At 63.1% G+C, this 22,045-nt stretch carries 22 protein-coding genes; 7 read left to right on the top strand and 15 right to left on the bottom strand.

From position 1 onward, the window contains the following. Window positions 1-11: 11 nt before the first annotated feature. A complete protein-coding gene (locus tag ACIP02_RS04110; protein WP_400613496.1) occupies window positions 12-509 on the bottom strand; it encodes an MFS transporter in 498 nt (165 codons plus the stop codon). A 114-nt stretch (window positions 510-623) separates the two neighbouring features. Between ACIP02_RS04110 and ACIP02_RS04105 the strand changes: the two genes are divergently transcribed. After that, window positions 624-2,666 (top strand): S9 family peptidase, encoded by a 2,043-nt coding sequence (locus ACIP02_RS04105; RefSeq protein ID WP_400613494.1) that lies wholly within the window; start codon window positions 624-626, stop codon window positions 2,664-2,666. 141 nt (window positions 2,667-2,807) lie between these two features. Here ACIP02_RS04105 and ACIP02_RS04100 read toward each other — a convergent pair whose 3' ends face one another. Then, window positions 2,808-3,086 carry a hypothetical protein gene (locus ACIP02_RS04100; protein WP_400613492.1) on the bottom strand — a complete coding sequence of 93 codons (279 nt, stop codon included), beginning with the start codon at window positions 3,084-3,086 and terminating at the stop codon, window positions 2,808-2,810. 133 nt (window positions 3,087-3,219) lie between these two features. Here ACIP02_RS04100 and ACIP02_RS04095 point away from each other — a divergent pair, with 133 nt between their 5' ends. Then, window positions 3,220-3,591 carry a YajD family HNH nuclease gene (locus ACIP02_RS04095; RefSeq protein ID WP_016488597.1) on the top strand — a complete coding sequence of 124 codons (372 nt, stop codon included), beginning with the start codon at window positions 3,220-3,222 and terminating at the stop codon, window positions 3,589-3,591. A 71-nt stretch (window positions 3,592-3,662) separates the two neighbouring features. Further along, window positions 3,663-4,133, top strand: a complete 471-nt coding sequence (locus ACIP02_RS04090) for an RNA methyltransferase (RefSeq protein ID WP_400613490.1) — start codon at window positions 3,663-3,665, stop codon at window positions 4,131-4,133. A gap of 172 nt (window positions 4,134-4,305) precedes the next feature. Here ACIP02_RS04090 and ACIP02_RS04085 read toward each other — a convergent pair whose 3' ends face one another. The 6 genes from ACIP02_RS04085 to gabP form a co-directional block, all read right to left on the bottom strand. Next, window positions 4,306-5,796, bottom strand: coding sequence for an aldehyde dehydrogenase (locus ACIP02_RS04085; RefSeq protein WP_400613488.1), 1,491 nt, complete (start codon window positions 5,794-5,796; stop codon window positions 4,306-4,308). A gap of 13 nt (window positions 5,797-5,809) precedes the next feature. Further along, window positions 5,810-6,703: a dihydrodipicolinate synthase family protein gene (locus ACIP02_RS04080; RefSeq protein ID WP_400613486.1), complete on the bottom strand. Its 894-nt coding sequence runs from the start codon at window positions 6,701-6,703 to the stop codon at window positions 5,810-5,812. 71 nt (window positions 6,704-6,774) lie between these two features. Then, window positions 6,775-8,103 (bottom strand): MFS transporter, encoded by a 1,329-nt coding sequence (locus tag ACIP02_RS04075; RefSeq protein WP_400613484.1) that lies wholly within the window; start codon window positions 8,101-8,103, stop codon window positions 6,775-6,777. A gap of 182 nt (window positions 8,104-8,285) precedes the next feature. Next, window positions 8,286-9,605, bottom strand: a complete 1,320-nt coding sequence (locus ACIP02_RS04070; RefSeq protein ID WP_400613482.1) for an NAD(P)/FAD-dependent oxidoreductase — start codon at window positions 9,603-9,605, stop codon at window positions 8,286-8,288. A gap of 62 nt (window positions 9,606-9,667) precedes the next feature. Continuing rightward, entirely contained in the window at window positions 9,668-10,384 is a 717-nt protein-coding gene (locus ACIP02_RS04065) for a GntR family transcriptional regulator (RefSeq protein WP_400613480.1), read from the bottom strand. A gap of 315 nt (window positions 10,385-10,699) precedes the next feature. Continuing rightward, window positions 10,700-12,097 carry a GABA permease gene (gene gabP / locus ACIP02_RS04060; protein ID WP_400613478.1) on the bottom strand — a complete coding sequence of 466 codons (1,398 nt, stop codon included), beginning with the start codon at window positions 12,095-12,097 and terminating at the stop codon, window positions 10,700-10,702. Between the two features lie 273 nt (window positions 12,098-12,370). On the opposite strand from gabP, the gene ACIP02_RS04055 reads away from it, so the two are divergent. Further along, complete coding sequence (locus ACIP02_RS04055) at window positions 12,371-12,709, top strand: DUF2892 domain-containing protein (RefSeq protein WP_400613476.1); 339 nt, start codon at window positions 12,371-12,373, stop codon at window positions 12,707-12,709. Window positions 12,710-12,893: 184 nt separating this feature from the next. Here ACIP02_RS04055 and ACIP02_RS04050 read toward each other — a convergent pair whose 3' ends face one another. Beyond that, a complete protein-coding gene (locus ACIP02_RS04050; protein WP_400613474.1) occupies window positions 12,894-14,102 on the bottom strand; it encodes a hypothetical protein in 1,209 nt (402 codons plus the stop codon). A gap of 41 nt (window positions 14,103-14,143) precedes the next feature. Then, on the bottom strand, window positions 14,144-14,593 hold the full coding sequence (locus tag ACIP02_RS04045; RefSeq protein ID WP_201200656.1) for a YcgN family cysteine cluster protein: 450 nt from the start codon (window positions 14,591-14,593) through the stop codon (window positions 14,144-14,146). 222 nt (window positions 14,594-14,815) lie between these two features. Between ACIP02_RS04045 and ACIP02_RS04040 the strand changes: the two genes are divergently transcribed. After that, window positions 14,816-15,409, top strand: coding sequence for a nitroreductase family protein (locus tag ACIP02_RS04040; protein WP_400613471.1), 594 nt, complete (start codon window positions 14,816-14,818; stop codon window positions 15,407-15,409). A gap of 113 nt (window positions 15,410-15,522) precedes the next feature. Here the strand turns inward: ACIP02_RS04040 and ACIP02_RS04035 are convergent, their stop codons facing one another. From ACIP02_RS04035 to ACIP02_RS04020, 4 genes are all read right to left on the bottom strand, one after another. Beyond that, a complete protein-coding gene (locus ACIP02_RS04035; protein WP_400613469.1) occupies window positions 15,523-16,455 on the bottom strand; it encodes a D-2-hydroxyacid dehydrogenase in 933 nt (310 codons plus the stop codon). Window positions 16,456-16,457: 2 nt separating this feature from the next. Further along, window positions 16,458-16,751: a YcgL domain-containing protein gene (locus ACIP02_RS04030; RefSeq protein ID WP_016488604.1), complete on the bottom strand. Its 294-nt coding sequence runs from the start codon at window positions 16,749-16,751 to the stop codon at window positions 16,458-16,460. Beyond that, the gene (gene rnd / locus ACIP02_RS04025) at window positions 16,748-17,881 is read right to left on the bottom strand and encodes a ribonuclease D (RefSeq protein WP_400613467.1); all 1,134 of its coding nucleotides are present in this window, start codon (window positions 17,879-17,881) and stop codon (window positions 16,748-16,750) included. The genes ACIP02_RS04030 and rnd overlap by 4 nt, the downstream gene beginning before the upstream one ends. Window positions 17,882-17,993: 112 nt before the next feature. Next, window positions 17,994-19,631, bottom strand: a complete 1,638-nt coding sequence (locus ACIP02_RS04020; protein WP_400613465.1) for a phosphoethanolamine transferase — start codon at window positions 19,629-19,631, stop codon at window positions 17,994-17,996. Window positions 19,632-19,883: 252 nt separating this feature from the next. Between ACIP02_RS04020 and ACIP02_RS04015 the strand changes: the two genes are divergently transcribed. Next, on the top strand, window positions 19,884-20,120 hold the full coding sequence (locus ACIP02_RS04015; RefSeq protein ID WP_400613463.1) for a YdcH family protein: 237 nt from the start codon (window positions 19,884-19,886) through the stop codon (window positions 20,118-20,120). Window positions 20,121-20,239: 119 nt separating this feature from the next. Here ACIP02_RS04015 and ACIP02_RS04010 read toward each other — a convergent pair whose 3' ends face one another. After that, a complete protein-coding gene (locus ACIP02_RS04010) occupies window positions 20,240-21,421 on the bottom strand; it encodes a trans-sulfuration enzyme family protein (RefSeq protein WP_400614140.1) in 1,182 nt (393 codons plus the stop codon). Between the two features lie 93 nt (window positions 21,422-21,514). On the opposite strand from ACIP02_RS04010, the gene ACIP02_RS04005 reads away from it, so the two are divergent. Further along, window positions 21,515-21,976: an Lrp/AsnC family transcriptional regulator gene (locus ACIP02_RS04005; RefSeq protein WP_400613461.1), complete on the top strand. Its 462-nt coding sequence runs from the start codon at window positions 21,515-21,517 to the stop codon at window positions 21,974-21,976. Window positions 21,977-22,045 lie beyond the last annotated feature (69 nt).

Raw genomic sequence — 22,045 nt, 5'->3', positions numbered from 1 at the left:
TGGGTCTCCGCTTACAGACGGGGCTCGACCCGGCCATTGCCACGCGGGGCGGCTGGCGGCGGGTCGTCACGGTAACGGTCGCTGCGCTCGGCGGCCAGTGGTGCCTGGGCGCCGAGCTGGTCATCTTCGGCCAGCTGGCGCTGGGCGGCGGCATCAGCCTGCGCACGGCGCTCGCGGGCGCGCTTTTCCAGCGGCCAGCGCAGCAGCACGAAGAGGAAATACAGGGCGAAAGCGATCAAGCCGTACATGGCAAAGTCAGACACCGCGCGCCAGGCGTTGTTGCCGACCTTGAAGGCGACATCCAGGGCGGTGATGGCAATGGCGGGGGCAAAGCTTTCCTTGACCGGGTCGACGATGGTCGGGGTCAGCAGCAGCACCGCCAGCAGCACCCGCAGCGGTTCGCGCAGCCAGCGCCACATCCAGCCGGTGAGCTTGAAGCCCACCAGCAGGCAGCCCAAGGCCGCAACTGCGTACAGGCCCCAGGCGAAGGTGTAGTCGTTCTCGATCATGGTGTTCGTGCAAGCCAGGCAAAGAGTTGCCTATGATAAACACTTTTCCGGGCTGTAGGAGCGGGTTCACCCGCGAAGAGGCCAATACAGGCAACCCCAACCAAGAGACCCTCAATGCCAACCAAGCCCCAACCCCCGATTGCCCAAGCCGACCAGGCCGCCGACCCGTACGCCTGGCTGCAGCAACGCGACTCCCCCGAGGTACTCGCCTACCTGCAAGCCGAAAACGCCTACCAGGAAGCCTGCCTGGCCGACCAGGCACACCTGCGCGAGCAGCTGTTCGAAGAGATCAAGGGCCGCATCCAGGAAACCGACCTGTCGTTGCCATCACCCTGGGGCCCTTACCTGTACTACACCCGGACCACCGCCGGCGACGAATACCCGCGTCACTATCGCTGCCCGCGCCCGGCCGACGATTCCAACACCGTCGATGAAAGCCAGGAGCAGCTGCTGCTCGACCCCAACGCCCTGGCCAACGGCGGCTTCCTCTCGCTCGGCGCGTTCAACGTCAGCCCCGACCACCGCCTGCTGGCCTACAGCCTTGATACCAGTGGCGACGAGATCTACAGCCTGTACGTCAAAGACCTGGCCAGCGGCAACGTCACTGCCCTGCCCTTCGACGACTGCGACGGCAGCCTGACCTGGGCCAACGACAGCCAGACACTGTTCTTCGCCGAACTGGACGACACCCACCGGCCGTGGCGCCTGCGCCGCCATACCCTGGGCACTGACGGCGCCCAGACCGTGTTCGAAGAGCCCGACGGGCGCTTCTTCCTGCATTGCTACCGCACCAGTTCCGAGCGCCAGCTGGTGCTGCTGCTGAACAGCAAGACCACCAGCGAAGCCTGGGTGCTGGACGCGCAAACCCCGCAGGCGCCCTTCGTCTGCCTGGCGCCACGGGTCGAAGGCCACGAGTATTTCCCTGACCACGGCCAGCTCGACGGCGAGTGGCGCTGGTTCATCCGCACCAACCAGGACGGCATCAACTTCGCCCTGTACCACGCCCCGGTTGCGCCGGTGCCCAGCCGTGAACAGTGGCAAGTGCTGGTGGCGCACCGTGACGCGATCATGCTCGAAGGCCTCAGCCTGAATGCCGGTGCGCTGACCCTGAGCCTGCGCGAAGGCGGCCTGCCGATCATCGAAGTGCGCCCGCAAGGCCTGCCGGCCTACCGCGTCGAGCTGCCAGATGCGGCCTACAGCTTGTATGTGCAAGACAGCCTGGAGTTCACCAGCCCACGCCTGCGCCTGCGTTACGAAGCGCTCAACCGCCCTGCCCAGGTACGCCAGCTGGAACTGGCCACAGGCGCCCAGGCCGTGCTCAAGCAAACCCCGGTGCTGGGTGCGTTCGATGCCGACGACTATGTCAGCGAGCGCTTGTGGGCCACGGCCGCCGACGGCACCCAGGTGCCGATCAGCCTGGTACGGCGCCGCCAGGACCTGGGCCAGACCGTGCCGCTGTACCTGTATGGCTATGGCGCCTATGGCGAAAGCCTCGACCCGTGGTTCTCGCATGCGCGCCTGAGCCTGCTGCAGCGCGGCGTGGCCTTTGCCATCGCCCATGTGCGGGGTGGCGGTGAACTGGGCGAAGCGTGGTACCGCGCCGGCAAGCAAGCGCACAAACACAACACCTTCAGCGACTTCATCGCCTGTGCCGAGCACCTCATTGTCGAGGGCGTGACCGCCGCTGACCGGCTGGCGATCAGTGGTGGCAGCGCTGGCGGCCTGTTGATCGGCGCGGTGCTCAACCTGCGCCCCGAGCTGTTCCGCTGTGCGATTGCCGAGGTGCCGTTCGTCGACGTGCTCAACACCATGCTCGACCCCGAGTTGCCGCTGACCGTGACCGAGTACGACGAATGGGGCAACCCTCAGGAGCCGGAGGTGTACAAGCGGATCAAGGCGTATGCGCCCTATGAAAACGTGAAAGCGCAAGCCTACCCGGCCATGCTGGTGGTAGCGGGCTACAACGACAGCCGCGTGCAGTACTGGGAAGCGGCGAAGTGGGTGGCGCGGTTGCGTACGCGCAAGACTGACGGCAACTTGCTGCTGCTCAAGACCGAGATGGGCGCCGGGCATGGCGGGATGAGTGGGCGGTATCAGGGCTTGAAGGATGTGGCGCTGGAGTATGCGTTCGTGTTTGGCGAGCTAGGTATTGCTTGAGATGGCCGGGGGCGCTTTGCGCCCCTTTCGCGACACAAGGCCGCTCCTACAAGGGAACGCGGTCTGCTGTAGGAGCGGCCTTGCGTCGCGATGGGCTGCAAAGCAGCCCCAAAAAAACCAACAGCCACACACATCGGTCAGTCAATCATCATCCACCGCCGGCTTCACAGGCTCCGGCCGCAACCCCGGCAGCGGCTGGTCCTTTGGCGGCCCCGGCACCGGCATCGGTGGCAACAACGGCGCCCCCGGCTGGCTGTCATACGCCTTGGGCGGCGCACTCGGGGTTATCTGCGGGTATGGCGTGGGTGTCGGTGTACCCGGCGCACCGGGCACCGGCGTGGTCAACCGGGGTGGTGTGCTGGCGGCTTCGGCCATAGGTAGGCCAGCCAGCAACAGCACAGCGAGGATCGCGCGCGACATCAGCAACCTCCTGTCGGGAACCTTCCTACAGGCTACGCCTAAATCAAAGCTTTCGCCTGTCCGCCTGCCCTGCAAGCGCGCTAGACTCAATGGCATAACCGTCATCTGCCTGATCAGAACAAAGGAAACACCCATGAGCTCCACCTCTTCCGCCGCCGCCACCGCGCGCCTGGACCGCATCCTTGCCGATGCCAAGCGCGACAAGGAAATGGGCTACCGCGACAAGGCCCTGAGAATGTACCCGCACGTGTGCGGCCGCTGCGCCCGCGAGTTCGCCGGCAAGCGCCTGAGCGAGCTGACCGTGCACCACCGTGACCACAACCACGACAACAACCCGCAGGACGGCTCCAACTGGGAGCTGCTGTGCCTGTACTGCCACGACAACGAGCACTCTCGCTACACCGACCAGCAGTACTTCAGCGAAGGCTCCACCAGCACCCCGAGCATCGCCAAGGCCACCCATAACCCGTTTGCTGCGCTGGCCGGCATGCTGAAGAAAGACTGACCATCGATTCGCCCCCCGCTGCTACCGGGCAGCCCGTATAATCGCGCTTTTTTCGCGAAGGGCCCCGGTACGTGGCAAACAAACGATACAGCTGCATCGGCCTGTTCAACCCCAAATCGCCAGAAAACGTCGGCTCGGTGATGCGCGCCGCGGGCTGCTATGGCGTCAATTCGGTGTTTTACACCGGCAAACGGTACGAACGCGCGCGTGACTTTGTCACCGACACCAAGCGCGTGCACTACGACATCCCGCTGATCGGCATCGACGACCTGCAATGTATCATTCCGCTGGGCTGCACGCCGGTGGCGGTGGAGCTGGTGGAAGGGGCGCGGCCATTGCCGGAATATACCCACCCGGACCGGGCCATCTACATCTTCGGGCCGGAGGATGGTTCGCTGAGCGAAGAGGTGCGGGGGTGGTGTGAAGAAACCATCTACATACCGACCGAGGGTTGCATGAACTTGGCGGCGACGGTGAATGTGGTGCTGTATGACCGGATGGCCAAGGGGCTGAATACCCGGTCGGGGCCCAAGTTCAAGTAATAAAAAGGCCGCCACTGTGTTTGCAGGACCGGCCTATTCGCGGGTGAACCCGCTCCTACATGGGGCCGTGTGAACCCTTGTAGGAGCGGGTTTACCCGCGAATAGGCCAGCCCTGCAAACACAAGGCGGCCAGGTGCCGAACTCCGTCAGAACAGCACCGGTCTTGCTCAGATCACGAAGCGTTGATCCAGATGGTCTTCAGCTCCGTGTACTGGTCGTGGGCCCAGATGGACTTGTCGCGCCCACCAAAGCCAGACTCTTTGTAGCCACCGAACGGCGTGCTCACATCACCTTCGCCGAAGCAGTTGACCGTGACCACGCCAGCGCGGATTTCACGCGACAGGCGCAGCGCATTGCGCAGGCTGCCGGTGTAGGCCGAAGCCGCCAGGCCGTAGACGGTGTCGTTGGCCAGCTCGATCGCCTCGTCGATGGTTTCGAAGCTGGTCACGCTCAGCACCGGGCCAAAGATTTCCTCGACGAACAGCTTGTTGTCGCGGCCAACGTTGTCGACGATGGTCGGCTGCACGAATACGCCTTCTTCAGTTTCGCCGCCCTGAACGATGCTGAGTTTCTGCTCGGCAGCGTATTCCAGGTACGACTTCACCTTTTCGAAGTGCGACTTGCTGACCATGGCGCCCAGGCGGTTGTCGGGGTCGAGCGGGTCGCCCAGTTTCCAGTCTTTCAGGTGCTTGGCGATCAGGCCCAGCAGTTCGTCTTTCACGTCCTTGTGCACGATCAGGCGCGACGAGGCGGAGCAGTTCTCACCCATGTTCCAGAACGCACCGGCGGTGACGAACTGGGCCACTTCGTCGAGGTCTTCGCAGTCGTTCATGACCACGGCCGGGTTCTTGCCACCCAGCTCCAGGACGATGCGCTTGAGGTTGGACTCGGCCGCGTATTTCAGGAACAGCCGGCCGGTGTCGGTGGAGCCGGTGAAGCTGACCATCGGGATGTCCATGTGGCGGCCGATGGCCTCGCCCACTTCACGGCCGCCGCCAGGCACCAGGTTGAACACGCCAGCCGGAATGCCGGCCTCGTGGGCCAGTTCCGCCACGCGCAGGGCGCTGAGGGTGGTTTCCTTGGCCGGCTTGACCACAATCGAGCAACCGGCGGCCAGCGACGGGGCGATCTTCCAGGCCAGCATCAGCAGCGGGAAGTTCCATGGCAGCACCAGGCCGACCACGCCGATGGCTTCACGCACCACCATGGTCACGGCAGCGTTGCCGGTCGGCGCGGTGGCGTCGTAGATCTTGTCGATCAGCTCGGCGTGCCAGCGGATGGTGTGGATGGTTTCCGGCACGTCGACGGTCTGGCACTCGCTGACCGGCTTGCCGCTGTCCAGCGCTTCCAGCACCGCCAGCTCATGGGCGTTGTCTTCCAGCAGCTGGGCGAACTTCTGCAGCACGTGCTTGCGGTCGTTGGGCTGCATCTTCGACCAGGTGCCTTCTTCGAACACGCGCTTGGCTGCGGCCACGGCCACGTTGACGTCGTTGACGTCACAGGCAGCGACCTCGGCCAGTTGTTTGCCGGTAGCCGGGTTGGTGGTGACGAAGGTGCGGCCGGAGATGGCGTCGCGGAATTCACCGTCGATGAACGCCTGGGTACGCAGTTGCAGTTCGGCGGCGATGGCCGCGTATTGTTCCTTGCTCAGCAATTCAGCCATTTTTCCGGCCTCCTTATTTGATCTGGGCGATGGTGGCTTTCAGCTCGGTGACCACGCGCTTGAGTTCTTGCTTCTCGGCGTCATCCAGGTCGTACAGCGGCTTGCGCACGCCACCGGTCTTCAGGCCGTTCAGGGCCACGCCGTTCTTGATCGCCTGGACGAACTTGCCACCTTCGAGGAAGTCCATCAGCGGCATCATGGCGCTCATGATCTTGCGGCCTTTGTCGAAGTTCTTCTCGATCACGCAAGCCTCATACAGGGCTACGTGCTCGCGCGGGATGAAGTTGGAGCCGGCGCAAACCCAGCTCTGGGCGCCCCAGGCGAAGAACTCCAGGGCCTGGTCGTCCCAGCCGCACGACAGCTGGATGTTCGGGCGCTGGATGGCCAGGCGGTGCAGCTGGGCCATGTCGCCGGAGCTTTCCTTGATGGCAACGATGTTCTTCACGTCGGCAACGGCGTCGAAGAACGCCTCGCCCATGCTCACGCTCATGCGCCCCGGGTAGTTGTAGAGCATGATCGGCAGGCCGGCGGCGGCGTCGACCGCTTTGACGTGCAGGGCGATTTCCTGCTGGGTCGGCAGGGCGTACGGGGGGGTGCCGACCAGCAGTGCGTCAGCCTTGATTTCCTTGGCATGCTGGGCGAACGCCACGGCATCTTCGGTGCGAATGCCGCCGGTGCCGACGATCAGCGGCAGGCGGCCGTTGAGCACGTCCTTGGCCTGGGCGGCCAGCTCGATGCGCTCCTGGGTGGTGTGGGCGTAGTACTCGCCGGTGGAGCCGCCAATGATGACGCCGTGGATCTTCGACTCGACCAGGTATTCGAGGACCTCGGCGAATGCCGCCTTGTCGATCGAGCCGTCTGCAGCCAGCGGAGTGATTGCCGGGGTGTAGATGCCTTGGAATTTCACGGTAGGTTCTCCAGTGCGTTGCTCAGTGTGGTAAAGCCCGCAGCGGCGTCGCTGCGGTGGGTTGTTTGGGTTCAGCTCAGCGATGCCGCTTGCTGCAGGTTCAGCGAACGGGTTTCCGGGGCCAGCGCGACCGAGAAGGCCAGGCCGACGAAGGTCACGGCGGCGGCGGCATACATGGTCGCGCCGATGCCGTAGCTATCCAGGGCGATGGGCACCAGCCAGGTGCCGACGGCTGCGCCGATACGCGACATCGAGGTGCCCACGCCCACCGCGCCAGCGCGGATTTCGGTGGGGAACAGTTCGTTGGGGTAGACCAGCTGCAGCACTTGGGCACCGCCTATGAACAGCGCGTAGGCGCCGAACAGGGCGAGGATGAGCATCTCGTTGCCGTGGCTGAAGGCGCCCAGGCCCAGCAGTGCCAGCCCCGACCAGAAGAAGCTGTGCAGCAGTGTGGTGCGCCGGCCGATGGTATTCAGCAAGCGGGTGCCGATGATGCAACCGACCACGAACAGGCAGGTGATGGCGACCGAACCGATCGCTGCCCAGTCCCCTTTCAGGTTGAGCGCACCCAACACCTTCGGCGCGAAAGCGTAGACGGCGAACACCGGGATCACCGAACAGGTCCAGAACAGGGTGACGAACAGCATGCGTTTGCCGTAGCCGGAGTGCAGCAGGCTAAGGAACGACAGCTTGCGCGACTTGGGCTCTTCCGGCAGGTTGCTGAGCGAGAAGCCATTACCGTACACGCGCTTGATCACCTGCTCGGCCTCTGCCGAACGGCCTTTGCTGATCAGCCAGCGTGGCGATTCGGGGGTGCCCAGGCGGATGGCGAACAGCAGCGCGCCAATCACCGCAGCACTGGCCAGCACCAGGCGCCAGGCATCGTCACCGCCGTGGCGCAGGATGGCCTCACCGACCAAGTAGGCAGTGGCCGCACCGGCGAACCACAGCACGGTCAGGGTGGCCAGGCGTGGGCCACGGTTCTTCTTGGGCAGGAACTCCACCAGCAGCGAAGTGGCCACCGGGTATTCGATGCCCACGGCAATGCCAATGGCAAAACGCAGCAGGAACAGGGCCAGCGCCGACTCCACCCAGAACTGCGCCAGCGAGGCCAGGATAAACAGGGTCGGGCCGACGAAGAACACGCGCTTGCGGCCGAAACGGTCGGTCAGCCAACCGCCAAAGAAGCCACCGAAGAAAATCCCGATCAGCGCCGAGGCGGCAATCATGCCCTGCCAGAAACTGGTCAGGCTCAGGCCCGCGGACATCTGCACCATGGCCACGCCGATGATACTCAGTACATAGCCGTCGACGAACGAGCCGCCACCGGAACGCAGGGTCAGCAACTGGTGAAAGTTGTTGATCGGTACTTCTTCAATCGAAACATTAGGACTTGTCATTATTGTTCCTGCCACTTCTGCTACATGCACAAATTCAAGGCGAGCGTGCCCGCGAAACTGAAAACACTGTTCAGCCCCGGGTACCCGGTATTGGCTACCGGCCGTCAATTTCGGGCTGAGTGAGCCCGTGCCGGCGTTATCGACGCCGACCTGTCTGTTCTAAGCCTATCGCCTGCTATCGATCAGCTTTCTTTGCCAGCGCGGAACTGCCCCCACATCAGGTTGGCGTTCAGGCCCAGGGAAACCAGGGGCTGCGGCGGGTTTGCGCAAGGCCCTGGGGCATTGAGCAGGAATTCGATCAGTTGGTTCTTGTCACCGGCCAGCCAGTCGGCCAGCAACTTGCCGGTGACGGTGCCCCGGGTAACGCCCAGACCGTTGCAGCACAGTGCGCCGACGACATTGGGCGCCAACTTGCCAAAGAAGCCCATGTGGTTGCGCGACAATGCCAGTGCGCCGCCCCAGGTATATTCGAAGTTCACTTCAGGCAACATCGGGAAACGCCGGGCGAACGATTCGCGGTGGCGCTGGACAAAGCGCTCGAGGTACTTGCGGTTGCTGCGCCCGTCGGGGTTGTAGCTGAAACTGTTGCGGATCAGCAGGCGGTTGTCGACGGTGCGGCGCAGGGTGGTGCCGAACGGGTCGGCGGGGATCACACCCCAGTACGGTTTGCCTCCCAGGCGTGCCTGCTCTTCTTCGGTCAGCGGGCGGGTGATACTGCCGTAGGTGAACACTGGCAGCATGCGGCCCTTGAGGAAGCCGAAGCTCATGCCAAAGGCATTGGTCGTGAGCACCAGCTTGTCGGCGGTAATCGAACCATTGGCGTGGCGCAGCACGACCTTGTGACCGTAATCGACGTCGGTGATCGGCGTGTGCTCGTACAGCGAAACATTGCTCGGCAGGCTGTCGGCCAGGCCTTTGACCAGTGCCGAGGGTTGCAGCAAGGCGGTGCCAGGGGTGAACAGGCCCTTGCGGTAGAAGTGCGTGCCGATATGGTCAGGCAGATCGCGGCCTTCGATCACTTCGTAAGGCTGGCCAAGCTTGTCCAGGCCACGGCGATAGGCATCCAGCACGGCAATGCCTCGGTCTTCGATGGCCGCCTGGTATTTGCCGCAGTGGCGGAACTGGCACTCGATGTCGTAGCGCTCGATCAATTCCTTGAGGTACGACTGGCCGCCCAGGTTGAGCTTGAGCACGGTCTTGGCGATGTCGATGTCGCCAATGTAGTCCTCGGCGCCGATGTCATGCGGCAGGTCGATGGCAAAGCCGGCGTTGCGCCCGGAGGTGCCAAAGCCGACCTCCTGTGCCTCGATCAGCACGATCTCGTCATCCGGAAAGTTCGTTGCCAGCTGCCGCGCAGCGGCCAGGCCGGTAAAGCCGGCGCCGACCACTGCCCAACGCGCCTGGCTGTGACCACTGTGGGCCGGCCTTGGCGTGCGGGGTTTGCTCAGGTGATACCAGCCACAGCTGGCATCATCGGCAGGTAACGAACTTATTCTTGTCATGTGACTAACCTGGATCTTGTTGTTTGACGAGTGGTCAGCACCGGTGGCCCGACCGGGGTATTTCATATCTGGATCGGTACATCCAGCCCTTGCGGGGCGGCATATTCGGCCATGCGCCGGCGCGACAGCTCCATGTGTTCACGCGCCAACTGGCCAGCAGTCGGCGCATCACGGCGCTCGATGGCTTCGATCATCTGCTCGTGCTGTTCGCAGGCAATCTCGAGGTCACGCTGCATGTCGTCGGTGGTCGGGTGGCGGTAGAAAATCTTGCCCAGGCGGGTATGGTCGATCAGCAGCCGACGCAGGCTTGGCATCAGGTAATCGTTGTGCGCCATCTTGCCGATTTCCAGGTGGAAGGCGTCGTTGTAGAGCACGCGGTTTTCCACGTCGCGCTCTTCGATGGCCTGGCGGAATTTAGCCTGGATAGCCTTGAGCACTTCTATTTCATCGGCACTGGCGTAGGTGGCGGCCAGCTGGGTGGTGGCCACGTAGATAAGCGGCGCGGCAACGTAGAAGCTGTGCAGCGACTCGTGGTTCATGGCGGCGACGCGTGGCGCGCGGTTGGCTTCCAGTTCGATGTAGCCTTCGGCGGCAATCTGGCGCAGCAGCTCACGGACCGGGGGGCGCGACAGGCCAAACTCGTCACACAGGGCCAGTTCGTCCACCACCGCGCCGGGGGCCAGTTCCATGCTGAGGATCCGGCGGCGCAGTGCTTCGGCAAGGACGGCTTTGCGGTCCTGCGGCACTTCAGCGGTGAGTGGTTGAACACTGGCTTTCATGGCGGCCTTCTTTGTTGTCATAGCGCTATGTCTACTATTTGTATAACGACTATATGGCACTGTTAGACAATGTGTCTACAGCATTTTCGATGAACGGTGAAATCTGCCTGGACCCTTGTTTTTAGCGGGTTCCGCGGGGGTCAGGGGTGGAATTAAACACCCTGGTGGCTGCATTGCCAAACCGGACAGGAAATTACCCAGAAACGACAAGCCAAGCATTTGTAGCGCCTGTGAGATCGAGCGCCGCGCGGGCGGCGCTCAATCTCATGGGCACCGAAAACCGCTCGGTGTACACCCTGCCATCACCTCAACCTCTCAGGCAGCAGCCAAAGCCTCCCGCTGTGCATGCCGCCTGCCGGTAATCACCCCCAGCGCCAGGATCACCAGCGCCAGCGCCAAGGTCAGTGACACCTCCATACGGTGCTTGGGCATGATGAACATCGTACCCAGGGCAAAGATGATGAAACCGATCACTGCATAGGTTAGCCACGGGTACAGCCACATCTTGAAGGCAATGTCGACGTTCTGCCGCTGCAGGATGGCGCGCATGCGCAATTGCGAGAAGGCAATCGCCAGGTACACCAGCAAGGCAATCGACCCGGAACTGGCCAGCAGGAAGGCAAACACCTCGGCCGGGGCGAAGTAGTTGACGATGGTTGCCAGCATGCCGATCAGCGTGCTGCCGATCACCGCCGCACGCGGCACACCTACCTTGGAGGTGCGCTGGATAAAGCCCGGCGCATCACCACGCTTGCTCAGCGAATAGAACATCCGCGACGAGATGTAGATCGACGAGTTCAGGCAACTGGCCACCGCCACCAGCACCACCATGTCCACCAGCAGCTTGGCGTAGGGAATGTGCATGATTTCCAACGCTCGCTGGTAGGAGCCCTGTACCGGCAGTAGCGGGTCGTTCCATGGCACTACCGAGATGATCACGAAGATCGACAGCAGGTAGAACACGCTGATGCGCCAGATCACCGAGCGAGTGGCCTTGGCGATGTTGCGCGCCGGGTCTTTCGACTCGGAAGCGGCGATGGTCACCGCTTCGGTACCCAGGTAGCTGAACATGGTGGTGAGCAAGGCACCGATGATCGCCGTCCAGCCATTGGGCATGAAGCCGCCCTTCTGCTCCAGCAGCAGTGGCAGGCCACTGACTTCACGACCCGGCAGCACCCCGGCCAACGCGGCTGCGCCCAAGGCGATGAAGGCAACGATGGCGATGACCTTGAGCATGGCGAACCAGAACTCGAACTCACCGTACTTGGCCACGCTGAACAGGTTGGTGGCGGTCAGCAACACGGTCATGCTCAGGGCGAAGAACCAGGCATCGATGTGCGGGAACCAGTTGTTGAGTACCACGCCAGCGGCGATGGCTTCGATGGGTATGACCAGCACCCAGAACCACCAGTACAGCCAGCCGATGGTAAAGCCGGCCCAGCGGCCGATGGCGCGGTCGGCGTAGGTGGAGAACGAGCCGGTATCGGGGCTGGCGACCGCCATTTCCCCAAGCATACGCATCACCAGCACCACCAGCGCACCTGCCAGTGCATAGGCGACGATGGCCGAAGGGCCGGCCGCCGCGATGGCATGCCCGGAGCCGATGAACAACCCGGCACCGATTACCCCGGCGATGGACAGCATGGTCACATGGCGTTGCTTGAAGCCTTGCGCCAGCTGATTGCCGGCGCCACTCGCGCTTGTCATTGTCATCCTGATCCCTGCTTTTGTTTTCTTTGTGGGGGGACGTGAAGCTCCTGGATCGAAACCCAGCGTGGACGAGCTTCGCGCCCGGTCACGGTACGCCAGCGAGGGGGCAGTCAAGTTGCCTGGATTCGCCACGGACTTGACCATAGATGACATCGGCATCGCTGAAAGAAGCATGACAGAGCCCTGAAGGCGATATCAGTTGCCGCAGGGCGACCCGAATGAACGCGGGCGGCGCGCTGCGGGTCAGCTGATTACATTTCACATGGAGGGGTTGTCATGCTCGATATCCATTCCGCTGCGTCATCGCAGCATAATGTCCGTGGTCTGGAACGGGTCAGCTCGCTGGCCGGCGGGGCGCTGATGGTCAGCAAGGGGCTGCGCCACGGCGGCCTGGTCGGTTTGTTGCAGATGGTGGTGGGTGGGCTGGCGGTGGCGCGTGGGGTCAGCGGGCATTGCTCGACCAAAGCCTGGTGGCAGCGGCATCGGCAGGAGTATCACCGGTTGCGTTCGGATATCGAACGCAGTGCGGCGGAGCTGGAGGCGTTGAAGGCCAGTGCCAAGGCAGCTACCGAGGGGGTGACCGTGACCGGCAAGGATCCGCTGGCTGGCAGCTGATTAATGCATTGCCTGTGCTGGCCCTTTCGCCGGCAGGCCAGCTCCCACAGGGCGCTCATGGCTGCAGGGATATCACTGGCCTGTGCCGGCCTCTTCGCGGGTGAACCCGCTCCTACAACAGGCGGTGATTGCCCTGTAGGAGCCGGTTTACCCGCGAAGGGGCCGGCTCAGGCGATAGAGATGCCTAGCGCAACGCCTTGCTCTGCAACACCTCGGACCGCCGCCCCAGCACATTCTCGCTGATCTGCACAAACTCTTCGGTGCTGACGCTCGGCAAGCGCATCAGCCCGCGCACCACATCGTCCAGCGAGCGCTTGGCCTGGGTATGGATGCGGATTTCCTTGTCCAACGCTTGCAGCAGCATTACCCCGCGGGCCACCTGGGCTGGGCTTGCATGCTCGCCCTTGAGCCGGGTGACCTTGGCGCCCTGCTTGCTCAGGCGCGCCTGCCAGGCCTGGTAGCGGTCATCGCTCACCCCGCCTGAACGGCGCAGCAACTCACTGGCGTAATAGTCGGTCAGGCTTTCGACCAGCCAGTCGCTGCCGTCGCGCCCATGAATCTGCGCAAACAACTGCACTACTTCGCGCAACAACGGGCTGCTGCCGTTCTCGCTGACCATCGGCCTGGCGCTGTGCAAATACAGCGAGCCCTGCGCCGCCATCGCCCCGCGCCACATGCCGTCACGTGCGCCCACCAGCAAAAGCTTCGGCGGGTTGCGCGGGAACACCGCCTGCAGCTGCGGCCAGACGAAGGTAAGCAAGGTCAGGCTGTCCATGCGCCGCATGCCCTGCCCCACCGGTGCGGCCACGGTCACTTCAGTATTGCCCAGGCGGGCGCGGCGGCTGCCCAGATCACCGGCGAGCATCCAGCCAGTCGGCCGGTCGAACAAGCGCGATACATTGTCGATGCGAAACTTGTCCTTGCCGACGCGCGGCCAGGAGGTCTCGATGCTCTTCCAGCCCTCGGGCAGGTCGAATGCCAGGCGCGCCACCAGCTCGGTCCCATCCTGCTGGTCGAGGCGCGCAGGCGGTACCAACTGGTCACCCAGGAACAACGCCCAGTGCGGGGTGATACGCGACGAAAACGCGCCGCTGGCAAGCTTCTGGTCCAGCAGCACGCGGTAGCTGAGGCTGGTCTTGCCGGCCGCAGGCTGCCATACCCCGCGCTGACCTTTCAGTTGCCATTGGCCATCGGCCTGGAAGCCGCTGTAGGCCCCGGCCTTGCCCAGGTCGAAGTCAAGGCTGCGCACCGCGCTGCCTTCAGCCAAGGTCAGGCGAACCTCCGCCTGACCGCTGGCAGGCAGCAGGCGTACTTCGTAGTCGAGGTTGACCTTTTTCGCCCAAGCGGGCGCACTGGCCATCAGGCCCAACAGCAATAACAGCTGGCAACGCATACAGAAACTCCTTGTTTCCCCTTGGCAGCGGGCCGCGCCGGTCAGCTGGCGCGGAAGATCAGGTGGTCTTCCCAGTCGTCTTCGTGCACATCCTGCTCCCTGAGCATACGCCCCGCCTGGGAAATGCGCTGTTCATGGACCTGCTGGCGATCGCCGCAGACCAGGTGATGCCAGGCAGGCAGGTCCTTGCCCTCACTGACCAGGCGGTAACCGCAGGTGCTCGGCAGCCAGGTGAACTGGTCAGCCTTGCCTGGGGTGAGCTGGATGCAGTCTGGCACCTGGGCGAAGCGGTTGGGGTAATCGCTGCACTGGCAGGTTTGCAGGTCCAGCAGCTTGCAGGCAATGCGCGTGTAGTAAACGCTGTTGTCGTCCTCGTCCTCGAGCTTTTGCAGGCAGCACAGGCCGCAGCCGTCGCACAGCGACTCCCACTCTTGCGGGTTGAGTTGTTCGAGGGTCTTGCGCCGCCAGAACGGCGCGTTTTCAGCGATCATTACACGGGTTTCCTGCATGGAGTCAGCTGCTAGCTTCAAGCTGTAAGCTTCAAGCAAAGGCAGCGCATATGGCTTTTCTCTTGCGGCTTGCAGCTTGCAACTTGAAGCTGGGGGCCATGGCGGCGCCAGTCTAGGGCCTGGGCTTCGGCAAAGCCAGACCGCTTGTCAGTCGCGACGGGACGCAGTAGCGTGCGCATTTCCCGTCCTTTTGCAGGAGCCGCCATGAGCGCCAACCCCCGCATTGCCGATTACGCCATCAACGAGCAGTTCATCAACCGCTGGTCGCCACGCGCCTTCACCGCCGAGCCGATCAGTGAAGAAACCCTGCTGAGCTTCCTGGAAGCCGCCCGCTGGGCACCGTCGGCGTACAACTCGCAGCCTTGGCGCTTCCTGTATGCCCGCCGTGACACGCCAAGCTGGGAGCGTTACCTGAGCCTGCTGGTACCGTTCAACCGCAGCTGGGCGCAACAGGCGTCGGCGCTGGTGCTGGTGATTTCCAAGACCACCTTCGCCGCCCCGGGTGCCACCGAAGAAAAACCGGCGCTGTGGCACACCTTCGACACCGGTTCCGCCTGGGGGCACCTGGCCCTGCAGGCCAGCATCAGTGGCTGGCATACCCATGGCATGGCCGGGTTCGACCAGGAACTGGCCCGCCAGGAACTGAAGATCCCGGAAGGCTATGTGCTGCATGCCATGGTGGCGATCGGCAAGCTGGGGGACAAGGCCAGCCTGGACGAAGCGCTGCAGTCGCGTGAAGTGCCTAGCCCGCGCAAGCCGCTGAGTGAGCTGGCGGCTGAGGGTGATTTCAGCCTGTAAGCTTTGGGTTGGCAGTACGGGCCTCTTCGCGGGTAAACCCGCTCCTACATTGATCGCATTACCCTTGTAGGAGCGGGTTTACCCGCGAAGAGGCCGGTACAGGCCACTACAAATCAATAACCCCGCGCGAAGTCGACTTCGCCACGCATCCCCTGCCCGGCCGCATAAGCCCGCACATTCTCGACAAACAACCGCACCATCGCCCCCGGCGAGGTGGGCGCCGAGCTGTGCCCGGTCAGCAGCAAGCCCCAGGCCGTCCAGAACGGGTGCTGCCTGGGCAGCGGCTCCTGCCGGCACACATCGATCACCGCCCCGGCCAGGTGGCCCTCTTTCAGCGCCTCTACCAGGTCAGCATCCACCACTGCCGCGCCACGACCGGCATTGATGAACAGCGCCGTGGGCTGGAAGCACTTGAACAGTGCAGCGTCGTACAGGTCGTGGGTGGCAGGTGTATCGGGCAGCAGGTTGAGCACGTAGTCGACCTGGCCAACCAGGCGCGGCAGGTCGGCCAGCGCCGCCACTTCGACGAACGGTGCCTGTTCGCGGGCGCTGCTGGCAACCCCGTATAGCGCCACGCCAAACGGCTGCAGGAACTCGGCGACGCGCTGGCCGATGTCGCCGGTGCCCACGATCAGCACCTTGCGCCCTTCCAGGGTACGCCCCGGGCGGTCGTCCCAGCGCCGCTCGACCTGGCTGACCAGGCGCGACAGCACCTCGCGCTCATGGCCCAGCAGGTAGGTGAGCATGTATTCAGCCATCACCTGGCCAAAGATACCCACCGCACGGGTCAGGCGGTAAGCACGCGGCAGGCCATCGGCCAGCAACGGCGTGATGCCGGCCCAGGTCGACTGTATCCACTCGGGCTTGTGGCCTTGGCGCAGCAAGCTCGCCAGTAGGTCTGGCTGGCCCAGCCACACCGGGCAATGGGGTGCCTGGCGGGCCAGTTCGGCCGAGTCGCCACTGGTCAGGATTTCCACTTCCGGCGCGGCTGCGCGCAACAGCTCGGCGTAGCGGGCATGGTCATGCTCGGCAATCAATACGCGCATGATCAGACCGGGTCGTTACGGCGCAGCAGCTCTTCGGGCAGGTGCTCGATGTATTCGTCTTCAAGCGGCGGCATCTGCAGGTGGTAGCCCTGATTGTCGAGGTTCTCCAGCACCTTGGTGATGTCCTCGCGGGCCAGCTTGCGCTCGGGGCTGAGCACCAGGTCGAACGCGTGCATGGGGGTGCCGAAGGCCGGCAGCAAGCCTTCGGGCACGCGTTCCAGGCCGTCGGCCTTGAGCACGTACAGGTACATTTCGTTCTTGCGTGGGCTCTTGTAGATCGAGCAAATGCGTTTCATCGGGTCTCTCCGGCACCAGCCAGGTTATCCAGCAGGGCCTGGCCCATGCGCTCACGGCGCCAGCCGCGCAGCGAATCGGGCAGTTGATAGGGGCCATTGGGGTAGCCGCTCTTGAGCAGCGCCTCCAGGGCTTTCTTGCGCAGCATCAGCTCGGGGGCAATACCCAGGCGCTCGCCTTCAGCCTGGCCGATGGCGCGCAGCTGCTTGAGGATACCGGCGGCCTCGATCGGCAGCGGCTCGGGCAACGGCGCCGGCCATTGCTCAGCCGGCAGGCTGGCGGCGCGCTTGATCAGCTGGACCAGGCACTCACCGTCCTGACGAATGGTGCGCGGGTGCATCTCGTCGATCTTGGCCAATGCCGACAGGTTGTTCGGCTGGCTCTTGGCCATGGGCCACAGCGAGTGCTCCTTGAGGATGCGGTTACGCGGCACATCGCGGCTGCGCGCTTCACGCTCACGCCAGGCGCACAGCTCGCGCAGTACGGCCAGTTGCTGCGGGACCAGCTTCCAGGCCAGCTTGACGTCGCGGTACAGGCTTTCGGGCTCGACTTCGCGGCGCAAGGCGGCCACCAGCTCGGCACCGTCCTCCAGCACCCAGGCGTACTTGTCGTCACTCAGGCGCGGGCGCAACACGGTGAACAACTCGGCGAGGTGCACGGCATCTTCGGCAGCGTAGCTGACTTGGGTTTCCGACAGCGGGCGCTGCAACCAGTCGGAGCGGGTTTCGCCCTTGGGCAGCTCGATGCCCAGCACTTCCTGTACCAGGCGCGAATAGCCCATGGAGAAGCCCAGGTTCAGGTAACCGGCGGCCAGCTGGGTGTCGAACAGCGGCTGGGGCAGCTTGCCGGTCAGGCGCAGCAGCACCTCGAGGTCTTCGCTGCAGGCGTGCAGAACCTTGACCACGCTGCTGTCTTCGAGCAGCTCGGCCAAGGGTTGCCAGTTGCCGATCGACAGCGGGTCGATCAGGAACGCCCGTTGGCCGTCGCCGATCTGGATCAGCCCGGCTTTCGGGTAAAAGGTGTCGACCCGCATGAATTCGGTATCGACGGCGACAAAGGGCAGTTGATGCCAGTCGCGGCAGTGTTCGGCCAGGCTCTGGTCGTCACGGATCCAGTGAATTTCGATGGCCACAAGGCTCTCCCACTAACATTGGCGCGCAGTATATACGGCGCGGGCACTGCTGGTGAAACCCGGGCCATCCTTGATATCGATCAATGGTGCAGTTTGGGTATTTTGTGCTGCATCAGCGCTTGGCCGCCAGCCAGGGCCGGCAACTGGCGAACATGTCCAGCGACTGCTGGTAGACCTCGGTGTGCACCTGCAACAGGCCGAGCATCGAGTGGAACAGGTTGTCCTGCGACAGCGGGGCATCGCTGAGCTTGGCCAGGCAGTCGGTATCGACGCCGAAGTCCTCCTTGTAGCTGTCGGAGAACCACGTCAGCAGCGGTACGTGCTTCTGTTGCTCGGGGGCGATGGCGTAAGGCGTACCGTGCAGGAACAGGTTGTACTCACCCAGCGACTCGCCATGGTCGGACAGGTAGATCATCGCCGTGTCGACCTTGTCCTGCTTGCTGCGCAAGGTGTCGATCAGCGAAGCCAGCACGTTGTCGGTATAGGCCAGGGTGTTGTCGTAGCCGTTGATGATCTCTGCTTCGCTGCACTGGTTCAGTGCATTGCTCTGGCACACCGGGGTAAACCGCTCGCCGCCATTGGGGTAGCGCTTGAAGTACTCGGGGCCGTGGCTGCCCATCTGGTGCAGCACCAGCACAGTGTCCTTGTCGAGGTTGTCGATCAGTTCGTCCAGGCCTTGCAACAGGATCTGGTCATGGCATTCGCCATTGGCACAAAGCTGCGGGTCCTTGAGGTTGCTGACATCGATGAACTGCACGCGGTCGCAGGTGCCCTTGCAGCCCGACTGGTTGTCGCGCCACTGCACCGCCAGGCCGGCACGCTGGAGTATGTCCAGCAACCCTTCACGGTTTTTCGCCACCCGGGCGTCGTAGTCCTTGCGCTTCATGCCGGAGAACATGCACGGCACCGAGACGGCAGTTTCGGTCCCGCACGAGTGCACGTCGGAGAACGCCAGCAGGCCCTGTTCCTTGGCCAGGTTCGGTGTGGTATCGCGGTCATAGCCCAGCACACCAAAGTGGTCTGCCCGGGCACTTTCACCCACCACCAGCACGGTCAGCGACTTGCGCTCATGTTTTTGCCAGGCGGCATCGCGCTTGGCATCTTCGCCGTAAGGCTGGAACGGGCGCGATGCCGTACCGACCCGCTCACTGACATAACCAATGGAGGCGCCGACGATATTGCTCGGGGTGAGCATCAGGCGCAGTTCGTGGTGATTGCGTAGCAGCGACGACAACCCTTGATAGTTGACCAATGCCACCGAGCCAAGGGCCACCACGCAGGCGCCACTGACCACCAGTTTCCCCAGCAACTCGCGGTGCCAGCGGCGATAGACGATCTGCACCTTCCACAGCAGCACCGAAGGCAGTACACCCAGTAGCAGGATATAAGCGGCAAACGTGAACGACATCAAGTCACGCACTTCCGCAACATTGGTCTCGGCCATATTGCGGAACATGCCGGCATCAATAAGTACGCCGTACTGGTTCATGAAGTAAGCCACGCCCGCGCCACTCATGAACAACACAATGAGCAACGGTTTCAATACATAGCGGAAGGCAAATAACGTGAGCACCAGATTGAAGGCGAACAGCATCAGCACGGCAAACGCCAGGCTCAGCCACAGCCCCGACAGGCCGGGGGGCACAACCTCTTGCAGGTGCTCCCAGAGGAACATGTTGAAACCGATCAACAGGTAAAGGCTGGCCAGCAGCGTGACCCATTCAGTCCGCAGGGATTTGAAGTTGAGCATCAGCGTTCGCAATCAAGAGTGATTATCAACCCCCAGGCCGGATGGCACCGTGGGAAAGTTGGGCGAACTCTAGAAAGTGCGTCATCAATTTTTTGTGAAAAAGTCGGTAACAATTTCGTGAACAGGCCCGTTTTGGCGTTTATCGGCATTTGTTTCAGCTGCCGTTCAGCCAGGCCGCCATCCCCCGCCTGCGTAAAGGCGGCTATCCTCAGTGGTCAGGACCTTACCGACAACCCTGACAGAGGTGAAGAAATGCCAGTTCCGCATGATCTGCTCGCTGACCTGCACGTTACCGCTGAAAATTTCCAGGCGCTCATGGACAAGGACCAGGCGCTGCATTCACTGCACAAGGAATACAACGCCAAGGACAAGGAGGTGGTCGCCGCCGAAGGCAACGGCACCAACGACGAGGCCGTCAACCGCCTGCGCAAGGAGCGGTTGCTGATCAAGGACAAGATCGAACGGATTATTCATCCGCCGAAATCCTGACAGGAATTCATTGAGCCTACTGGCCTCTTCGCGGGTAAACCCGCTCCTACAAGGGACGCGGTCCGATGTAGGAGCGGGTTCATCGAGGCGTCGAACCGCCGCGAATAGGCCAGCAGCCCTTACACAGCAACCAGCGCGTTCAACGCCCCGTCCAGGTCCTCGACCAGGTCGCGGTAATCCTCGATCCCCACCGACAACCGCAGCAGGTTCTCGCTGATCCCCATCACGCCTTTCTGCTCCGGGCTCAACGAACAGTGCGACATGCTCCACGAGTGGTTGATCATGCTTTCCACCCCGCCCAGCGAGTCGGCCAGCACAAAGATCTGCAGCGCCTCCACCAGGCGGTTGAGCGCGGCGCGGTCGCCTTTCACCTTCATCGCCACCACCGCCCCGCCACTGCGCATCTGGCGTTTGCACAGCTCATGTTGCGGGTGGCTTTCCAGCCCCGGGTAATACACCTGCTCGACCTGCGCGTGGTCTTCGAGAAAGCGTGCCACCTGCAGGGCGTTGCTGCACTGGCGCTCCATACGTACATCCAGGGTCTTCAGGCCGCGCAGGGCCAGGTAGCAGTCGAACGGCCCCTGTACCGCACCAATCGCCATGCTGATGCGGCGCAGGCGTGCCAGCAGTGCATCATTGGCGGCCACCACCACGCCACCGGTGAGGTCGGAGTGACCACCGATGTACTTGCTGGCCGAATGCATCACCAGGTCCACGCCCAGGGTGATCGGGCGCTGGTTCCAGGGCGAGCAGAAGGTGTTGTCGATGCAGGTGAGAATGCCGCGCGCCTTGGCCAGGTCGCACACGGCCTTGATGTCGACCAGGTGCAGCAGCGGGTTGGTCGGCGACTCGATCCAGATCAGCTGGGTTTGCGGCTTGATTGCGGCAGCCACGGCGTCGAGGTCGTTGAGGTCGACATAGGTGGTGGTCAGGCCCGAGGTGCGGCTGCGGTAGTCTTCCATGATGCGGAAGGTGCCGCCATACACGCCGTTCATGACCACCACATGGGCGTCCTTGGGCAGCAGCTCCAGCACCGTGGCGGTGGCATTCACCCCCGAGGCGCAGGCCACGGCACCCACGCCTTCTTCCAGCGCGGCGACACAGGTTTCGTAGGCATGCCGGGTGGGGTTGCCGACGCGGCTATAGGAGTACTCCGGCTTGTCGTCCAGGCTGCGCTTGGTAAACGAGCTGGCGGTGACGATGGCCGGGAAGATGGCGTTGTCGGCAACGCTGAACTGCTCGCCGGCGTGGAGGGTACGGGTGGCGAAATTACGCGGCTTGTCGGACATGGTCAGGCCCATTGGCAGAATGAAAGCCGCCACTATGGCACAAGCCAAATCGTCTGGCCTTGGGGTAATCTGTGAAATATTTTTCCGGCACGGCCCGCGCGCGATATGGACAGTTTCGACCAGCACATTCTTACCCTGCTTCAGCGCGATGCCTCGACTTCGCTGAAGGACCTGGCCGAGGCCGTCAACCTGTCGACCACGCCGTGCTGGAAGCGGGTCAAGCGCCTGGAAGAGGACGGCTACATTGTCGGCCGTGTCGCCCTGCTCGACCCGGAAAAGCTGGGGTTGGGGCTTACCGTGTTCGTCCAGCTCAAGACCCAGCGCCACGACAGCGCCTGGCTTGAGCAGTTTGCCGCGACCGTGACCGGGTTCGAGGAAGTGATGGAGTTCTACCGCATGTCGGGGGACTGGGACTACATGCTGCGGGTGGTGGTGGGCGATATTGCGGCGTATGACCGGTTTTACAAAAAGCTGATTACCAGTACCGATGGGCTTTCCAATATCACCTCCAGTTTTGCCATGGAGCAGATGAAGTACACCACGGCCTATCCGGTGAACCGTTCCTGAATCGGTGCTGGATTGTTCGCGGCGGTTCGGCGCCCCGATAAACCCGCTCCTACAAGGATCACCACAGCT

Origin of the sequence: Pseudomonas sp. NPDC089408 (assembly GCF_044749445.1) — a bacterium.
Classification (GTDB): domain Bacteria; phylum Pseudomonadota; class Gammaproteobacteria; order Pseudomonadales; family Pseudomonadaceae; genus Aquipseudomonas.
Note: the sequence above shows the minus strand (reverse complement) of the source record. Positions and strands in the feature narration are given on the sequence as shown.